Genomic DNA, 16,180 nt, shown 5'->3' on the forward strand with positions numbered 1-16,180 from the left:
CGCTTGGCCAGCGCCTCGAAATCCTCGTCGGTCAGCGTCTTTTCGACCGGCTGGATCGACACCTCGATGGCGATCGACTTCTTGGCTTCGCCGAGCGTGGCACCCTCGAAGACGTCGAACACCGAAACGCCGGTGACCAGCTTCTTGTCGGCAGCCAAGGCTGCTCGCACCAGCGTTCCGGCCTCGACCGTCCTGTCGACGACGAAGGCGAAATCGCGCTTCACCGCCTGGAAGGGCGACAGCTCCAGCTTCGGCTTGGTGCGCGTCGGCTTGGCCTTCGGCTCCGGCACGGCGTCGACGAAAACCTCGAAGCCGCAGATCGGGCCGGACGCATCGAGCCCGTCCAGCGTCTTCGGATGGAACTCGCCGAAAGTGCCGAGCACGGTCTTGGGGCCGAGCTTAATCGTGCCGGAACGTCCCGGGTGATACCAGGCCGGGCCGCCCGGCTCGATCTGCAGCCTGTCGACCGGCGCGCCGCAGGCCTCGAGCGCCGCGATCGCGTCCGCCTTGGCGTCGAACACGCCGACCGGCCCGGCATTGCCGGCCCAGCTGCGGCCCGAACCGTCGAGCCTAGCCGTACCGCGCCTCACGCCGGCTGCCACTCGCCGCTGCTGTTCGGGCGCGTCACCTTCATAGGTGCCGGAGACCTCGAACAGCGCCACGTCGCCGATGCCGCGGTCGGCATTGCGCTGCGCCGCGGCGATCAGTCCGGGCAGCAGCGAAGGCCGCATGTCGGACATGTCGGCGGCGATCGGGTTGGCGAGCTTCAGCGCCGTCTGGCCGCCGCCGAACAGCTCGGCGTGCTTGGCCGGGATGAACGACCAGGTCACGGCCTCCATCATGCCGCGGACGGCGAGCGCTCGCTTGGCGGCGCGGGTGCGCACCTGCAGCGTGGTCAGGATCTTGCCGTTGACGGCGTCATGCGAGGTCAGCGGCTGGGCCAAGATGTTGTCGACGCCGTGGATGCGCATCACCTCCTCGACGAGGTCTGCCTTGCCGTCGATGTCCGGCCGCCAGGACGGCACCGTCACCTTGACGACGTCGCCCGAGCCCTGCGGCTCGAAGCCGAGCCGCGTCAGGATGTCGAGGCTCTCGGCCTTGGGGACCTCGATGCCGGTCAGCCGCTTCACTTCCGACAGCGGGAAGGACACGACCATCGCCTTGTGTCCGGCATAGCCGGCAACCTCCATCTCGCTCGGCGTGCCGCCGCAGAAATCGAGCACCAGCCTGGTCGCGAGCTCCACGCCCGGCACCATGAATTGGGGATCGACGCCGCGCTCGAAACGATAGCGCGCGTCGGTGATGATGCCGAGCGCGCGGCCGGTGCGGGCCGTCGTGATCGGATCCCAGAGCGCCGATTCGATCAGCACATCGGTGGTGTTCTCGTCGCAGCCCGAATGCTCGCCGCCCATGATGCCGGCGATCGATTCCACGCCATTGTCGTCGGCGATCACACACATTTCGGGCGTCAGCGTGTATTCGCGGCCGTCCAGCGCCAGCACCTTCTCGCCGTCCCGGGCGCGGCGCACGACGAGGTTGCCGGCGACCTTCTTGGCGTCGAACACATGCAGCGGCCGGCCGCGGTCGAAGGTGACGTAGTTGGTGATGTCGACCAGCGCGCTGATCGGCCGGAGCCCGATGGCGATCAGCCGCTGCTGCAGCCATTTCGGCGACGGGCCGTTCTTGACGCCCTTGACCAGCCTCAGCGCGAAGCCGGGGCAAAGCTCGGGCGCCTCGATCGTGACCTTGACCGGTGTCGCGCCCTTGCCGGGAATCGCTTCCACCGGTGCTGTCTTCAGCCGTCCGAGCCCGCTCGCTGCAAGGTCGCGGGCGATGCCGTAGACGCTGGTCGCATCCGGCCGGTTCGGCGTCAGGTTGATCTCGATCACCGGATCGTCGAGATGCGCGTAGGCCGCGAAGCTGGTGCCGACCGGCGCATCCTCAGGCAAATCGATGATGCCGCTGTGCTCGTCCGACAGTTCCAGCTCGCGTTCCGAGCACATCATGCCATGGCTTTCGACGCCGCGGATCTTGCCGACCGAGAGCGTCACGTCGATGCCCGGGATGTAGGTGCCGGGCGCGGCGAAGGCGCCGATCATCCCCGCGCGGGCATTGGGCGCCCCGCACACCACCTGCACGGGCGGCTTGCCGTCGCCGGTGTCGACGGTCAGCACCCGCAGCCGGTCGGCATCGGGGTGCTGCACCGCCGTCAGCACCTTGGCGATGACGAAGGGTTTCAAGCCTGCCTTGTCGTCGACATGTTCGACTTCGAGGCCGATCGCGGTCAGCCGCTCGACGATCTCGGCAAGCGAGGCGTCGGTCTCGAGATGGTCCTTGAGCCAGGAGAGCGTGAATTTCATGGTTCTGTTCCGTTCGGTCCTTGCCCTTCTGGTCGGGGCACGCTGGTCTTCAGATGTCTCGGCAGGTCGTCCGGCATGTGCAGGAAGGGCAGTTGCTCGCGCACATAGGCATGCAGCGTCGGCTTGAAATAGGCCGGCATGTCCATGACGCCGAGCATGAAATAGATCTTGTTGTCGAGCCGCTTATCGACATAGGCGATCGGCGAGCCGCAAATGCCGCAGAAGGAGCGCTCCACCGGGCCGTTGCGGTAGCTTTTCAGCGACTTGCCTTCGAGCGCGACCTGGTCGGCCATGAAGCCGACAAAGGCCGACACCGGCGCGCCCGTGGCGCGCCGGCAGTCGCCGCAATGGCAATAGCTGATGTGGTGCGGCTCGGCCGAGGCCTCGAACCGCACCGCGCCGCAACGGCAGCCGCCGGTGTGAGGTGCCGTCATGCAGACAGCCCCCCGAACAGCGTCGGCAGGTCGAGCGGCCGGAAGCCGTAATGCGTGAGCCACCTCACGTCGGCGTCGAAGAAGGCGCGCAAATCCGGCATGCCGTATTTCAGCATGGCGATGCGGTCGATACCCATGCCCCAGGCAAAGCCCTGATATTCGTCGGGATCGAGCCCGCCGTAACGCAGCACGTTGGGATGCACCATGCCGCAGCCCAGGATCTCCATCCAGTCGGAGCCTTCGCCGAAGCGCACTTCGCCCGGACGCGAGCGGTCGCACTGGATGTCGACCTCGAGGCTGGGTTCGGTGAACGGGAAGAAGGACGGGCGGAAGCGCATCTTGACGCTAGGCACCTCGAAGAAGGCCTTGCAGAACTCCTCCAGCACCCACTTCATGTTGGCGATGTTGGCGGTTTTGTCGATCACCAGCCCTTCGACCTGGTGGAACATCGGCGAATGCGTCGCGTCGGAATCCTGCCGGTAGGTCTTGCCGGGAATGACGATGCGGATCGGCGGCTTCTGCCGCTCCATGGTGCGGATCTGCACAGGCGAGGTGTGTGTGCGCAGCAGCTTGCGCTCGCCCCTCTCGTCCGGCTGGAAGAAGAAGGTGTCGTGCATCTCGCGCGCCGGATGTCCCTCGGGGAAGTTCAGCGCCGTGAAATTGTAATGGTCGGTCTCGATATCCGGACCTTCGGCGATCGAGAAGCCGAGATCGCCGAAGATCGCCGCGATCTCGTCGATCACCTGGCTGATCGGATGGATGCGGCCGCGCTCGCCCGGCGACTGGCGAACGGGGAGCGTGACATCGACCTTCTCGGCCTCGAGCCGGGCGACGATCGCCACATCCTTCAACTCGGCCTTGCGCCGGGTGAGTGCCTCGGTGACGCGGTTCTTGAGGCCGTTGATCGCCGGGCCCTTCACCTGCCGTTCCTCGGCGCTCATGGCGCCCAGCGTCTTCAGCATTTCGGACACCGAGCCCTTCTTGCCCAGCGCCGAGACGCGCACCGCCTCGATCGCGGCCTCATCCGAGGCCGCCGCGATCTCGGCGAGCAGCGAAGCTTCCAGGGCTTCAAGATTTCCAGCAGTGGCGTTCACGGCGAAACTCTCTTCGTTCGGGCGGACAGCACCCATGTGGTGCGTCACCATCTTGGTTTGATCAGGCATAAGAAAAACCCGCGCCAGCCGTGCCAGCGCGGGTTCCCCAAATCAGTACTAGAAATGCTTGGGAAGCGCTGGCTTAGGCGACAGCGCTCTCAAAAGCATTCGGCGTGGTGTTCTTCAGATATTCGAGCGCGACCTTGGCCTTGGCCACCAGCGCGGCGAAAGCCTGCGGCTCGTGGATGGCCATGTCCGAAAGGACCTTGCGGTCGATCTCGATGCCGGCCTTGTTGAGACCGTCGATGAAGCGGCCATAGGTCAGGCCGTGCTCGTGGGTCGCCGCGTTGATGCGCTGGATCCACAGCGCGCGGAACGAGCGCTTGCGGTTCTTGCGGTCGCGGTAGGCATACTGCAGCGACTTCTCCACCGCCTGCTTGGCGATGCGGATGGTGTTCTTGCGGCGGCCGTAGAAACCCTTGGCGGCTTTCAGGACCTTCTTGTGCTTGGCGTGGGCGGTGACGCCTCTCTTTACGCGTGCCATGTCATGATCTCCTTAATACGTTGTCCAAGCCGAGGGATTAGAGGCCGTTCGGCAGAAAATTCTTGATGACCTTCTTGCCGTCCGGTTCAGCCAGAACCATCGTGCCGCGGGCATCGCGAATGAACTTGTTGGAACGCTTGATCATGCCGTGGCGCTTGCCGGCGGCAGCCGACAGCACCTTGCCGGTGGCAGTAATCTTGAACCGCTTCTTGGCGGCCGATTTGGTCTTCATCTTGGGCATTTTGCTACTCCGTATTGGTGGCGCACCATCGCGCTTCTTTTCTCGCTTCGGGCCGACCAAAGCCCGAAAAGCAAATGAAACCGCCACGGCATGCCCTGCCGGGCGGTTTTCTGGAACCGCGGTCCTATAGATCAAAGACGGCTGCTGTGCAACACCTCAAGCCATGCGACGCGGTGTCCGCGATGTGCGCCGGCGGGAACGGTTGAGATTCAGGTCAGGCCGAGCCGAAAATGGTGGTTTCCGAGAACCGGAGCGGAGCGTACTTAAAGTACGTGAGCACCGGAAGCGCAGGAAGCCGCCATTTGCAGGCCGGCCTCACCTGAAGATTACCGTTCCTAGGGCAGCGTGAACCACACCGGCAACACCCCCGACTGTTGCGCGCCGTCGATCAGCTCGAAGGCCGGCAGCGCCACCAGGAACACCATGCCGTCGAGCAGCGTGTTCAACAACAGGCGCGGCTTGAAGCTGCCGGTGTCGCCCTCCCGGTAGAGCCGGAGGTTCGGGAAGAAACGCGGCACCTTGGCAAGATACGCCGCATAAGGGGCGCCGAGAACTTCCTTCAGATAGCGCTCCTCGCGCAGGATGACGATGTGGAACGCGCCGGCGCACAGCAGCGCAAAGAGAATGATGCCTGAAAACGAGCCGATCTGCGCGCCGACGCCGGCAGCAGCCACGGTCGAGAACAGGTAGAGCGGGTTGCGGGTGATCGAATAGGGCCCGCCGGTGACCACTTCGGAGGATTTGCGCCCCCCGATATAAAGCGTCGACCACAATCGCCCGACTATGCCGAGAAAAATCAAGAGCACGCCGAACATCTCGATCGTTTCGTGCACCGGCGTGTCCGGCGGAAAAGTCGACTGTCCGAACAGAAGCGCGGCAAACAGCACCACGATCAGAACGGCCAGCACAACGCGGCGCATATACTGATAGCCGCCGAGACCTGGCGTTTGCCTGGCAGGCTTGGACTTCACTTCATCGGCCATGAGGAAAACCCGATCGTCTGCTCGCGATCGCGAAGCGATCGTCGAGATTTGCACGCAACCGAAGAACTCGGTCGTCGATTTGCTCGCGATCGGACAGAAAACAGGCGTCCCGCCGATCGTCGGGACGCCCCTGCACCATGATTTTGGCGGGATTTAGCGCGGCGCCAGAACCATCATCATCTGGCGGCCTTCGAGCTTCGGTTCGGCTTCGACCTTGGCGATCGGCGCCACTTCCTCGCGAACCTTGTTCAGGAGCTGCATGCCGAGCTCCATATGCGCCATCTCGCGGCCGCGGAAGCGCAGCGTCAGCTTGACCTTGTCGCCTTCCTCGAAGAAGCGCCGCACGGCCTTCATCTTGGTCTCATAGTCATGGCTGTCGATGTTCGGGCGCATCTTGATCTCCTTGATCTCGATGACCTTCTGGTTCTTGCGCGCTTCGGCCGCCTTCTTCTGGTTGGCGTATTTCAGCTTGCCGAGATCGAGGATCTTGACGACGGGCGGTACCGCATTGGGCGATATCTCGACCAGATCGAGCCCGGCCTCTTCGGCGAGCAGCAATGCGTCGTTGATGGAAACATCGCCGCGGTTCTGGCCTTCGGCGTCGATAAGCTGGACCCGGGGAACCCGGATGTCTCGGTTGGAGCGCGGCCCGTCCTTGGTGGGTGCCGCTGCTTTGAAAGGTCTGCGAATGGTCGTGGTCTCCTCGGCCGTTTCGTTCAGGGTTTCTGTAGAGTCAAAACAGGTGGACGCGCCTATGTGGTGAGCGCGGGGTGTGAGTCAATAGCATAGCCCTGCCGGAAAATCACCTGCCGCCTGCAATTGTCTGCACCAAGCAAAGAAATGCCGCGAGCACTTTTCGTTGAACCACCGCCTGTGCCAAAAGACCGGCGGAAAGGACAAGCCCATGGCCGCCGGCGCTCCGGTTTTCATCGATGTGGACGGATCGAGCATCGCCGTCAGGCAGGCGCCGGGCGCGGCGCCCGGCGTGGTGTGGCTCGGCGGCTACAAGTCCGACATGCTGGGCACGAAGGCGGAGACACTTGCCGCCTGGGCCGCTCGCGAGGGCCGCGCCTATCTGCGCCACGACTATTCCGGCCATGGCGAGTCGGGCGGCGAATTCGCCGGCGGCACGATCTCCAGATGGCTGGCCGAGAGCCTTGCCGTCTTTCGGCGCTTCAGCAAAGGCAAGCAGGTCCTGGTCGGCTCCTCGATGGGGGCGTGGATCGCTCTGCGCATGGTGCAGGAATTGCGCCGGGCGGGCGACGACCGCGTGGCCGGTCTCGTGCTGCTTGCGCCGGCGCCTGACTTCACATTCGAGTTGATCGAACCGGTGCTGACCAAGGCACAGAGGCGCGATCTTTCTAAAAAGGGATTTTTTGCCGAGCCGTCCGACTATTCGGACGAGCCTTATATCTACACCCGGGCGCTGATCGAGGACGGCCGCGCCAACCGGGTCATGACCGGACCGATCGACACGCACTGTCCGGTGCACATATTGCAGGGCCTGGCCGATCCGGACGTGCCGTCCAGCCATGCGCTGAAGCTCGCATCGATGCTTCCCGCCGACGACGTGACGCTGTCGCTGATCCCCGACGGCGACCATCGCCTGTCCCGTCCCGAGGATCTCGATATGCTGCAGCGCGCCGTCGCCGACATGGTCAGGCGGGCCGCCTGACCATGCGCATCTCCATCCCGATATCCGCCTTCGTCGCCGCGATCGTCGGCTTCGGCGGCACGCTGGCCCTCGTCATCGCCGCCGCCAAGGCGGTCGGCGCCACCCAGATCGAGACCGCCAGCGGCGTGACGGCGATCTGCCTTGCCATGGTCGTGGAATGCCTGTGGCTGTCCTGGCGCACGAAAATGCCTGTCATCACCGCCTGGTCGACGCCGGGTCTCGCCCTGATCGCGGCCTCCAGCGGTTTCACGATGCCGCAGGCCGTGGGCGCCTTCATGGTCACCGGTGTCCTTCTGGTCGCCACCGGCCTCTTCAAGCCGCTGACCCGGCTGATCGCGCAGATCCCGGCCTCTGTGGCGTCCGGCATGCTGGCCGGCATCCTGGTCAGCTTCGCCGTCAATGCGGTGAAGGCCATTCCCGCCGATCCCTGGCTGATCCTGCCACTGATCGCCGCCTTCTTCGTCATCCGCCTGTTCAATCCGGCTTTATCGGTGCTGGTGGTGCTGATCGGCGGCGGCCTTGCCGCTTTCCTCACCGGCCGCGTCGGCAGCCTGCCGGTGCCGGAACTGTCGACATTGACGTTCATTGCGCCGCAATTCACCGCATCGGCGACCATCGGCCTTGCCTTGCCGCTCTACCTGGTCACCATGGCCTCGCAGAACCTTTCCGGCCTCGCGGTGCTGCGTGCCGCCGGCTATCACCCCGAACCCGGCCCGCTGATCGGCGTCACCGGACTGTTTTCGCTGCTCTCGGCGCCGTTCGGCGCCGCGACCACCAATCTCGCGGCGATCTCGGCCGCAATCTGCACCGGCCCCGATGTCCATCCAGATCCGGCCGAGCGGTGGAAGACCGGGCCGTTCTACGCGCTGGCCTATCTCATCTTCGCCATCTTCGGCGCCTCGCTGGTGGCGATCTTCGCCGTGCTGCCGCAGAGCCTGATCGTGCTGGTCGCGGGGCTCGCCTTGACGGCGCCCCTGGCCAATGCGCTGTCGATAGCCCTTCATGACTCTGGCGACCGCATGCCGGCCACCGTCACCTTCGCCGTGACCGCGTCGGGACTCACGCTCTTCGGCGTCGGCGCGGCGTTCTGGGGGCTTATCGCCGGCATGGCAGTGCTTTTCCTGGAAAAACTCAAAAAGCGATAATCATTTCAGAAGCTTCGCCGGTTTTGGCCGGATTTGTCTTGAATAGCCCATTTCGCCTTCCCATTTCGATTCCACGCAGCCGATTTGGCTGTCTCCAATGGAAGGATTGGGAGAAATGAATACGACTGCATTGATCCGTCCGGCCTGGACGCCGGCCACCATCGCGCTGATGGTCATCGGCTTCATGGTGTTTTGGCCGCTCGGCTTCGCCATGCTCGCCTACATCATCTGGGGCGACCGGCTGGAAGGCTTCAAGCGCGACGTCAACCGCGCGACCGACGGCATCTTCGCCGGCTGCCGCCGCGGCTCCGACAAGGCGGCCCGCTGGGGTCACGGTTCGGCCCGCACCGGCAATGTCGCCTTCGATGACTGGCGCGAGAAGGAGCTCGAGCGCCTGGCCGAAGAGCGCCGCAAGCTGGACGAGATGCTGACCGAGTTCGACGACTACGCCCGCGAACTGCGCCGCGCCAAGGACCAGGAAGAGTTCGACCGCTTCATGGCCAACCGCAACAAGCATACCGCGCCGACCACCACCGGCTCGGACGACAAGCCCGCTGCCAAGCGCGGCAAGGGCACGAACCTGCTCGACGACTGAAGCCGCGCGACAGGCTCCGGTATGATATGCGGCGTCGCGTTCAGCGGCGCCGTTTCTTTTTTGTTCTCTTTGTAGCTTCCCTCCACTGGCCGTTTTTTTCGAATCGCGTATCGTCCAGCCATGACCCTCGGCTTCTTTCGCAATCTGACCAAGCCAAAGCCCACCCCTGTGGTGGAGCGCGAACACTGCGTCGCCGGCCGCACGCTGCCGCTGAAGATCGTCGAAAGCGCCAGGGCCAGGCGGCTCACTTTGCGCATCGATTCCGGCGGCCAGGGCCTTCGCGTCACCGTGCCGCCCGGCCTGCGCCGAGGCGAAGTGGAGAAATTCCTCGACCGCCACCAGGATTGGCTGGAGCAGCGCCTGGCCAAGGTGCCTACCCGCCCGCAAGTGCGGCCCGGCATAAAAATCCCGATCCGCGGCGTGCCGCACCGCATCGTGCATGAGCCTTCGAAGCGCGGCACCGTCACGGTCTCGCGTGACGAGCGCGGCCCGCTTCTGGTCGTCCATGGCGAGCGCATCCATCTGCCGCGCCGTGTCGCCGACTACCTCAAGCGCGAGGCCAAGAAGGAGATCGAAAGACTGGTGGTCAAGCACACCGAGGCGATCGGCAAGCGCGCCAAGGCCATAAGGTACAAGGATACGTCCAGCCGCTGGGGGTCATGCACCTCGGAGGGCAATCTCTCCTTCTCCTGGCGCATCATGATGGCCCCGCCGGCGGTGATAAACTATTTGGTGGCGCATGAGGTGGCGCATCTCAAGGAGATGAACCACGGCCCGAAATTCTGGAAGCTGTGCGAGAAACTGTGCCCCGATACCGACCGCTGCAAGGACTGGCTGAAGCGCAACGGCGGGGCGTTGCAGGCGATTGTGTTTGAGTAGGGACGATGGCTTGCGCGCTACTAGCCCGCGAAGCAAGGAGCGAAGCGACGCGCGCAGATCCTAGGATCCATGCCTAACGTGCGAGCGCCGCAGCGGTGCAAACAATGCTATGCCGTTGAACGAAAAAGGGAATATTCTCCGCCGCTGCACCTTTCGGCTGATGTAACGGCATGGATCCTAGGGTCTGCTCGCCGCTTCGCGTCGCTCCGCCCTAGGATGACGACCGCGCGGTTGCCTCACGCACCCCTCAATCATCATTCGCCGCGTTCAATTCCTCCGGCCGCAGCCCTTCTTCGATATGCGGCCACGGCAGGAAATCCCGGTCGAAGCCATCGCTGCCGAAATACTCCAGCGCCCGGTGCGCCTCGGCGCCGTTGAAGGCGGCCTTGTCGATCAGATGCGCGATCACCTCGCGCGCTTGCGCGACCTTCTGCTTCAGTTCGGCGACGGTCCGGTCGGCCATGATTATCCTGCTCTCGCCTGTGGTTCCTATATGAAGGTAGCGTTTTCCGCCGTGGTGGCAACAGCATGCTTTTTCTCGACTCTCGCGGCTTTTCGTGCCAAGCCCGGCCCATGACGCTCGACATCAAGATCTGCGGATTGAAGACCGACGCCGCGATGGCCGCCGCCCTTGCCGGCTGCGCCAGCCATGTCGGCTTTATCTTCTTCCCCAAAAGCCCGCGCTATGTCGAGCCCGCCGAGGCCGGGCGCCTGCGCGAAGCGGTGCGCGGCAAGGCCTTGGCGGTTGCCGTCACGGTCGACGCCGATGATGCTTTCCTGGACGAGATCGTCGCCAAGATGCAGCCGGACATGCTGCAACTGCACGGTTCGGAAACGCCTGAGCGTGTGGCCGAGATCAAGGCGCGTTACGGCCTGCCGGTCATGAAGGTGTTTTCCGTCAGCGAGACAGCCGACCTCGAGCGTGTAAAGCCGTTCGTTGGCATCGCCGATCGTTTCATGTTCGACGCCAAGCCGCCCAAGGGATCGCAGCTGCCGGGCGGCAATGGCGTCGCCTTCGACTGGCGCATCCTTGCCGGCCTTGACGCCGGGCTCGATTACATGCTTTCCGGTGGGCTCAACGCCGCCAATATCGGCGATGCCCTGAGACTGGCCAACCCTCCCGGAATAGACGTCTCGTCCGGTGTGGAAAGCGCTCCGGGCGTCAAGGATCCGGCGCTGATCGAGCAGTTTTTCCGGGCCGTCAGGGCCGCGCGCGACGACCGCGCCGCCTGAGCACAACCAAAATCAGGAGATCGGCGATGAACAAGCCGGCTATGCCCAATTCCTTCCGCACCGGACCCGACGAGCAGGGCATGTTCGGCATTTTCGGCGGCCGCTTCGTCGCCGAGACGCTGATGCCGCTGATCCTCGACCTCGAAGAGCAGTGGAACCACGCCAAGAACGATCCGGAGTTCAAGGCCGAACTGCAGAACCTGTCGACCCACTATGCCGGGCGGCCCTCGAAGCTGTATTTCGCCGAGGGCCTGACGAAGCATCTCGGCGGCGCCAAGGTCTATTTCAAGCGCGAGGACCTCAACCACACCGGCTCGCACAAGATCAACAACTGCCTCGGCCAGATCCTGCTCGCCAAGCGCATGGGCAAGAAGCGCATCATCGCCGAGACCGGCGCCGGCCAGCACGGCGTTGCCTCGGCTACCGTTGCGGCGCGCTTCGGCTATCCCTGTGTCGTCTACATGGGCGCCACCGACGTCGCCCGCCAGAGCCCCAACGTCTTCCGCATGAAGCTGCTCGGCGCCGAGGTGCGGCCGGTCACCGCCGGCCACGGCACGCTGAAGGACGCCATGAACGAAGCCCTGCGCGACTGGGTCACCAATGTCGAGGACACCTATTACCTGATCGGCACAGCCGCCGGCCCGCATCCCTATCCGGAGATGGTACGCGACTTCCAGTCGGTGATCGGCTCCGAGGCCCGCGCCCAGATTCTGGAACAGGAAGGCCGGCTGCCGGATGTCATCATCGCCGCCGTCGGCGGCGGCTCCAACGCCATCGGCCTGTTCCACCCCTTCCTTGACGACAAGGAAGTGCGCATCATCGGCATCGAAGCGGGAGGGCGCGGCCTCGACGGCGTCGAGCATTGCGCGTCGATGAATGCCGGCAGGCCCGGCGTGCTGCATGGCAACCGCACCTATCTGCTGCAGAATTCCGACGGCCAGATCCTCGACGGCCATTCGATCTCGGCCGGTCTCGATTATCCCGGCGTCGGCCCCGAGCACTCCTGGCTGCGCGATTCCGGCCGTGTCCAATATGAGCCGATCCTCGACGACGAGGCGCTGGAGGCCTTCCAGCTCACCACCCGGGTCGAGGGCATCATCCCGGCGCTGGAATCGGCGCATGCCATCGCCCATGCGATGAAGATCGTGCCGAAGATGGACAAGGACCAGCTCGTCATCGTCAATCTGTCCGGCCGCGGCGACAAGGACGTGCATACGGTGGCCAAGATGCTGGCCATGGAGATCTGACAATGACCACCCGCATCGACCGCCGCATGGCGAAGCTCAAAGCCGAAGGCCATCCGGCTCTGGTCACCTACATCATGGGCGGCGACCCCGACTACGAGACCTCGCTGTCGATCATGAAGGCGCTGCCTGCCTCAGGCTCCGACGTCATCGAGCTCGGCATGCCCTTCTCCGACCCGATGGCCGACGGTCCGGCCATCCAGGCGGCGGGTCTTCGGGCGCTGAAAGGCGGCCAGACGCTGGCCAGGACGCTGAAGATGGCGTCCGAGTTCCGCGCTGGCGACGACGAGACGCCAATCGTGCTGATGGGCTACTACAATCCGATCTATATCTACGGCGTCGACCGCTTCCTCGCCGACGCCAAGGCCAGCGGCATCGACGGCCTGATCGTCGTCGACCTGCCGCCGGAAATGGATGAAGAGCTCTGCATTCCGGCGTTGAAAGCCGGCGTCAACTTCATCCGTCTGGCGACGCCGACCACAGACGACAAGCGCCTGCCCAAGGTGCTCGAAAACACCTCCGGCTTCGTCTATTACGTCTCGATGACCGGCATCACCGGCTCGGCACTTGCCGACACCGCCAAGGTCTCGGCGGCGGTCACCCGCATCAAGGGCCACACCGCTCTGCCGGTCTGCGTCGGCTTCGGCGTCAAGACCGCCGAGCAGGCGCGCGTCATCGGCGCCTCGGCCGACGGCGTCGTGGTCGGCACGGCGATCGTCAATGCGATCGCCAATGTGCTGGGACCGAAGGGCGAGAAGACAGCCGATCCGGCCGAAGCCGTCGCCACGCTGGTCAGCGGCCTCGCCCAGGGCGTCCGTTCGGCCCGCCTTGCTGCCGCCGAATAGCCTGACTATTCCTCTACAAGCAGTTCCGGACGGAAAATCGCCACAGACTTTTCCTGGAATTGCGTGAAGTCCTTTTCAGGACGGGAGCCGAAGCCATGAACTGGATCACCAATTACGTCCGCCCGAAGATCAATTCGATGCTCGGCCGGCGCACCGACATGCCGGAAAACCTCTGGATCAAGGATCCCGAGACCGGCGAGATGATCTTTCATAAGGATCTCGAATCCAACCAGTTCGTCATCCCGGCCTCCGGGCACCACATGAAGATTTCGGCCAAGGAGCGGCTGAAATACTTCTTCGACGACGGCAAATACGAGGTGCTGGAAAATCCCAAGGTCGTCCAGGACCCGCTGAAGTTCCGCGACGAGAAGCGCTACACCGATCGCCTGAAGGAGGCGAAGGCCAAGACCAGCCTCGAGGATGCGATCCTCAACGGCGCCGGCACCATCGATGGGCTGCCGGTCATCGTCACAGTGCAGGATTTCGCCTTCATGGGTGGCTCGCTTGGCATGGCTGCCGGCGAAGCCATCGTGCATGCTTTCGAGGTCGCGCTGCAGCGCAGGCGGCCGCTGATCCTGTTCGCCGCCTCCGGCGGCGCCCGCATGCAGGAGGGCATCCTGTCGCTGATGCAGCTGCCGCGCACCACGGTCGGCGTCGACCGGCTGAAGGAAGCCGGCCTGCCCTATATCGTCGTGCTGACCAACCCCACCACCGGCGGCGTCACCGCCTCCTACGCCATGCTGGGCGATGTCCATATCGCCGAGCCCGGCGCGCTGATAGGCTTTGCCGGTCCGCGCGTCATCGAGCAGACCATTCGCGAAAAGCTGCCCGACGGTTTCCAGCGCGCCGAATATCTGATGGAGCACGGCATGGTCGACATGGTCGTCTCGCGGCTTGAGATGCGCCAGACCATTTCCCGGCTCTTGAAGATGCTGCTCAAGGTGCCGCAAGCCGACAAACCGCTGGAGCCGGAAATCCTGCCGCCGGCGATCGCCAACGCGGAGACACGGCCCCAGGCCTGATGACGCCATATCGGTCTGCGCGACATCATTCGCCGCGAACCGCGATTTGCGCCGTGCGTTGTCTGCTGTAGCCTCTTATTTGCATATGACCGTTCCGAGACCGATTCCCGGTCTCCGGGTCAGGCGTTAGGATTCCGCCATGACAACGCTCTCCGCCGAACGCGAAATCGAACATCTGATGACGCTGCATCCGAAAGGCTTCGACCTTTCGCTGGACCGCGTCACCCGGCTTCTCGAACGCCTCGGCAATCCGCAGGACCGGCTGCCGCCGGTCATCCACATCGCCGGCACCAATGGCAAGGGTTCCTGCGCCGCCTTCTCGCGCGCGCTTCTGGAGGCGGCCGGCCATCTCGTTCACGTCCACACCTCGCCGCATCTGGTGAATTGGCACGAACGCTACCGGCTGGCGGCCGAAGGCGGCGGCAAGCTCGTCGAGGACGATGTATTCGCCGAGGCCATCGCGCGCGTCGCCGAGGCCAATGGCGGCCAGAAGATCACCGTCTTCGAGATACTCACGGCCGTCACCTTCGTCCTGTTCTCGGAGCATCCGGCGGAGGCGGCCATCATCGAGGTCGGGCTTGGCGGCCGCTTCGACGCCACCAACGTCATCAAGCGGCCCGCGGTTTCGGTGATCATGCCGATCTCGATGGACCACGAAGCCTATCTTGGCGACCGCGTCGAGCTGATCGCCGCCGAGAAGGCGGGCATCATGAAGCGCGGCTGCCCGGTGGTGATCGGCGCCCAGGAAAGCGAGACGGCGCTTCAGGTGCTGATTGAGACGGCCGAGCGGCTGGATTGCCCGACCTTTGTCTACGGCCAGGATTTCCTCGCTTTCGAGGAAAACGGCCGCATGGTCTACCAGGACGAGGACGGGCTGATGGACTTGCCCTTGCCGCGCCTGCCCGGGCGTCATCAATACGCCAACGCCGCCGCCGCGATCGCCGCTGTAAAGGCGGCCGGCTTCGAGATCGGCCATCGCGCCGCCGAGCGGGCGATGACCCATGTCGCCTGGCCGGCACGCATGCAGAAGCTGACGCAGGGCAAATTGGTGGATCTGGCTCCGAAGGGCGCGGAGATCTGGCTGGACGGCGGCCACAATCCCGGGGCCGGCATCGTCATCGCCGAGGCCCTGGCCGAGCAGGAGGAGAAGAATCCGAGGCCTCTGGTGCTGATCTCCGGCATGATCAACACCAAGGACCAGACCGGCTATTTCAGCGCCTTCAAGGGGCTTGCCCGCCATGTCTACACCGTGCCGGTGAGCAACAGCGATGCCGGCGTTCCCAACGACGAGCTGGCATTGCGGGCGGAAGAGGCCGGCCTGTCGGCCGAGCCGGTCAGCTCCGTCGCCAGCGCGCTGATGCTGTTGCGCGACTCCTGGGACGGCCCGGCGCCGCGCATTCTCATCGGCGGCTCGCTCTATTTCGCGGGCGCCGTTCTGGCCGAAAACGGTACGCCGCCGACCTAAGTCAAATTCAAGATAGCGCTGCGGATTCGGCGGGGGCCGAAAGGAACCGGCCATGATCAAAGTCAGGCAGCTCGCCCATGTCTGCATCTTCGCGCACGACCTGGAGGCGACGCGCTCCTTCTATCGCGACGTGCTTGGCATGGACACAAGGTTCAATTTCCTGCGCGACGGCAGGATTTTCGGCTTCTATCTCAACTGCGGCGGCCGCAGCCATGTCGAGGTGTTTGAGAAGACCGAGGCCAGCTACGGCGACCGTAACCAGATCAACCATTTCTGCCTGGAAGTGGAAGATATCGAGGCTGCGATCGCCCATATCCGCTCGAAAGGCGTCGAGGTGACGCCGAAGAAGCTCGCATGCGACGACACTTTTCAGGCCTGGATCACCGATCCCAACGGCGTGAGGATCGAGCTGTTCGAATAC

The 16,180-nt window shown here is 64.3% G+C and carries 18 protein-coding genes; 10 read left to right on the top strand and 8 right to left on the bottom strand.

Features of this window, described 5'->3' with window-relative positions:
* From pheT to infC, 7 genes are all read right to left on the bottom strand, one after another.
* Window positions 1-2,360 (bottom strand): phenylalanine--tRNA ligase subunit beta (pheT, locus tag EOA24_RS08035; protein WP_127409711.1); only part of this gene is annotated, 2,360 nt, incomplete at its 3' end.
* Entirely contained in the window at window positions 2,357-2,794 is a 438-nt protein-coding gene (locus EOA24_RS08040; protein WP_126080128.1) for a GFA family protein, read from the bottom strand. The genes EOA24_RS08040 and pheT, both read right to left, overlap by 4 nt.
* The gene (pheS, locus tag EOA24_RS08045) at window positions 2,791-3,924 is read right to left on the bottom strand and encodes a phenylalanine--tRNA ligase subunit alpha (protein WP_126083619.1); all 1,134 of its coding nucleotides are present in this window, start codon (window positions 3,922-3,924) and stop codon (window positions 2,791-2,793) included. The genes EOA24_RS08040 and pheS overlap by 4 nt, the downstream gene beginning before the upstream one ends.
* A 106-nt stretch (window positions 3,925-4,030) precedes the next feature.
* Window positions 4,031-4,432 (bottom strand): 50S ribosomal protein L20, encoded by a 402-nt coding sequence (gene rplT, locus EOA24_RS08050; protein ID WP_042637600.1) that lies wholly within the window; start codon window positions 4,430-4,432, stop codon window positions 4,031-4,033.
* Between the two features lie 37 nt (window positions 4,433-4,469).
* Window positions 4,470-4,673 (bottom strand): 50S ribosomal protein L35, encoded by a 204-nt coding sequence (gene rpmI / locus EOA24_RS08055; protein ID WP_027166935.1) that lies wholly within the window; start codon window positions 4,671-4,673, stop codon window positions 4,470-4,472.
* 335 nt (window positions 4,674-5,008) lie between these two features.
* On the bottom strand, window positions 5,009-5,656 hold the full coding sequence (locus EOA24_RS08060; protein WP_126080127.1) for an isoprenylcysteine carboxylmethyltransferase family protein: 648 nt from the start codon (window positions 5,654-5,656) through the stop codon (window positions 5,009-5,011).
* Window positions 5,657-5,809: 153 nt separating this feature from the next.
* Window positions 5,810-6,346 carry a translation initiation factor IF-3 gene (gene infC / locus EOA24_RS08065; RefSeq protein WP_081482097.1) on the bottom strand — a complete coding sequence of 179 codons (537 nt, stop codon included), beginning with the start codon at window positions 6,344-6,346 and terminating at the stop codon, window positions 5,810-5,812.
* Window positions 6,347-6,560: 214 nt separating this feature from the next.
* Between infC and EOA24_RS08070 the strand changes: the two genes are divergently transcribed.
* From EOA24_RS08070 to EOA24_RS08085, 4 genes are all read left to right on the top strand, one after another.
* Window positions 6,561-7,331: an alpha/beta hydrolase gene (locus EOA24_RS08070; RefSeq protein ID WP_126080126.1), complete on the top strand. Its 771-nt coding sequence runs from the start codon at window positions 6,561-6,563 to the stop codon at window positions 7,329-7,331.
* 2 nt (window positions 7,332-7,333) lie between these two features.
* Entirely contained in the window at window positions 7,334-8,476 is a 1,143-nt protein-coding gene (locus tag EOA24_RS08075) for a benzoate/H(+) symporter BenE family transporter (RefSeq protein ID WP_127255346.1), read from the top strand.
* Window positions 8,477-8,591: 115 nt separating this feature from the next.
* The gene (locus EOA24_RS08080; RefSeq protein WP_126080124.1) at window positions 8,592-9,071 is read left to right on the top strand and encodes a DUF2852 domain-containing protein; all 480 of its coding nucleotides are present in this window, start codon (window positions 8,592-8,594) and stop codon (window positions 9,069-9,071) included.
* 120 nt (window positions 9,072-9,191) lie between these two features.
* Window positions 9,192-9,950, top strand: coding sequence for a M48 family metallopeptidase (locus EOA24_RS08085; protein ID WP_126080123.1), 759 nt, complete (start codon window positions 9,192-9,194; stop codon window positions 9,948-9,950).
* A 247-nt stretch (window positions 9,951-10,197) separates the two neighbouring features.
* On the opposite strand, the gene EOA24_RS08090 is transcribed toward EOA24_RS08085, so the two are convergent.
* The gene (locus tag EOA24_RS08090; RefSeq protein ID WP_126080122.1) at window positions 10,198-10,413 is read right to left on the bottom strand and encodes a hypothetical protein; all 216 of its coding nucleotides are present in this window, start codon (window positions 10,411-10,413) and stop codon (window positions 10,198-10,200) included.
* 110 nt (window positions 10,414-10,523) lie between these two features.
* Here EOA24_RS08090 and EOA24_RS08095 point away from each other — a divergent pair, with 110 nt between their 5' ends.
* The 6 genes from EOA24_RS08095 to EOA24_RS08120 all read left to right on the top strand — a co-directional run.
* Window positions 10,524-11,183 carry a phosphoribosylanthranilate isomerase gene (locus EOA24_RS08095; RefSeq protein ID WP_126080121.1) on the top strand — a complete coding sequence of 220 codons (660 nt, stop codon included), beginning with the start codon at window positions 10,524-10,526 and terminating at the stop codon, window positions 11,181-11,183.
* Window positions 11,184-11,209: 26 nt separating this feature from the next.
* Complete coding sequence (gene trpB, locus EOA24_RS08100) at window positions 11,210-12,430, top strand: tryptophan synthase subunit beta (protein ID WP_126080120.1); 1,221 nt, start codon at window positions 11,210-11,212, stop codon at window positions 12,428-12,430.
* 2 nt (window positions 12,431-12,432) lie between these two features.
* Complete coding sequence (gene trpA, locus EOA24_RS08105) at window positions 12,433-13,272, top strand: tryptophan synthase subunit alpha (protein ID WP_126080119.1); 840 nt, start codon at window positions 12,433-12,435, stop codon at window positions 13,270-13,272.
* A gap of 95 nt (window positions 13,273-13,367) precedes the next feature.
* On the top strand, window positions 13,368-14,294 hold the full coding sequence (gene accD / locus EOA24_RS08110) for an acetyl-CoA carboxylase, carboxyltransferase subunit beta (protein WP_126080118.1): 927 nt from the start codon (window positions 13,368-13,370) through the stop codon (window positions 14,292-14,294).
* 139 nt (window positions 14,295-14,433) lie between these two features.
* Entirely contained in the window at window positions 14,434-15,759 is a 1,326-nt protein-coding gene (locus EOA24_RS08115; protein WP_126080117.1) for a folylpolyglutamate synthase/dihydrofolate synthase family protein, read from the top strand.
* A 52-nt stretch (window positions 15,760-15,811) separates the two neighbouring features.
* Window positions 15,812-16,180: VOC family protein (locus EOA24_RS08120; RefSeq protein ID WP_133374479.1), on the top strand; the 369-nt coding region annotated here is incomplete at its 3' end.

The sequence above is a fragment of the Mesorhizobium sp. M2A.F.Ca.ET.039.01.1.1 genome (assembly GCF_003998035.1).
GTDB lineage: Bacteria > Pseudomonadota > Alphaproteobacteria > Rhizobiales > Rhizobiaceae > Mesorhizobium.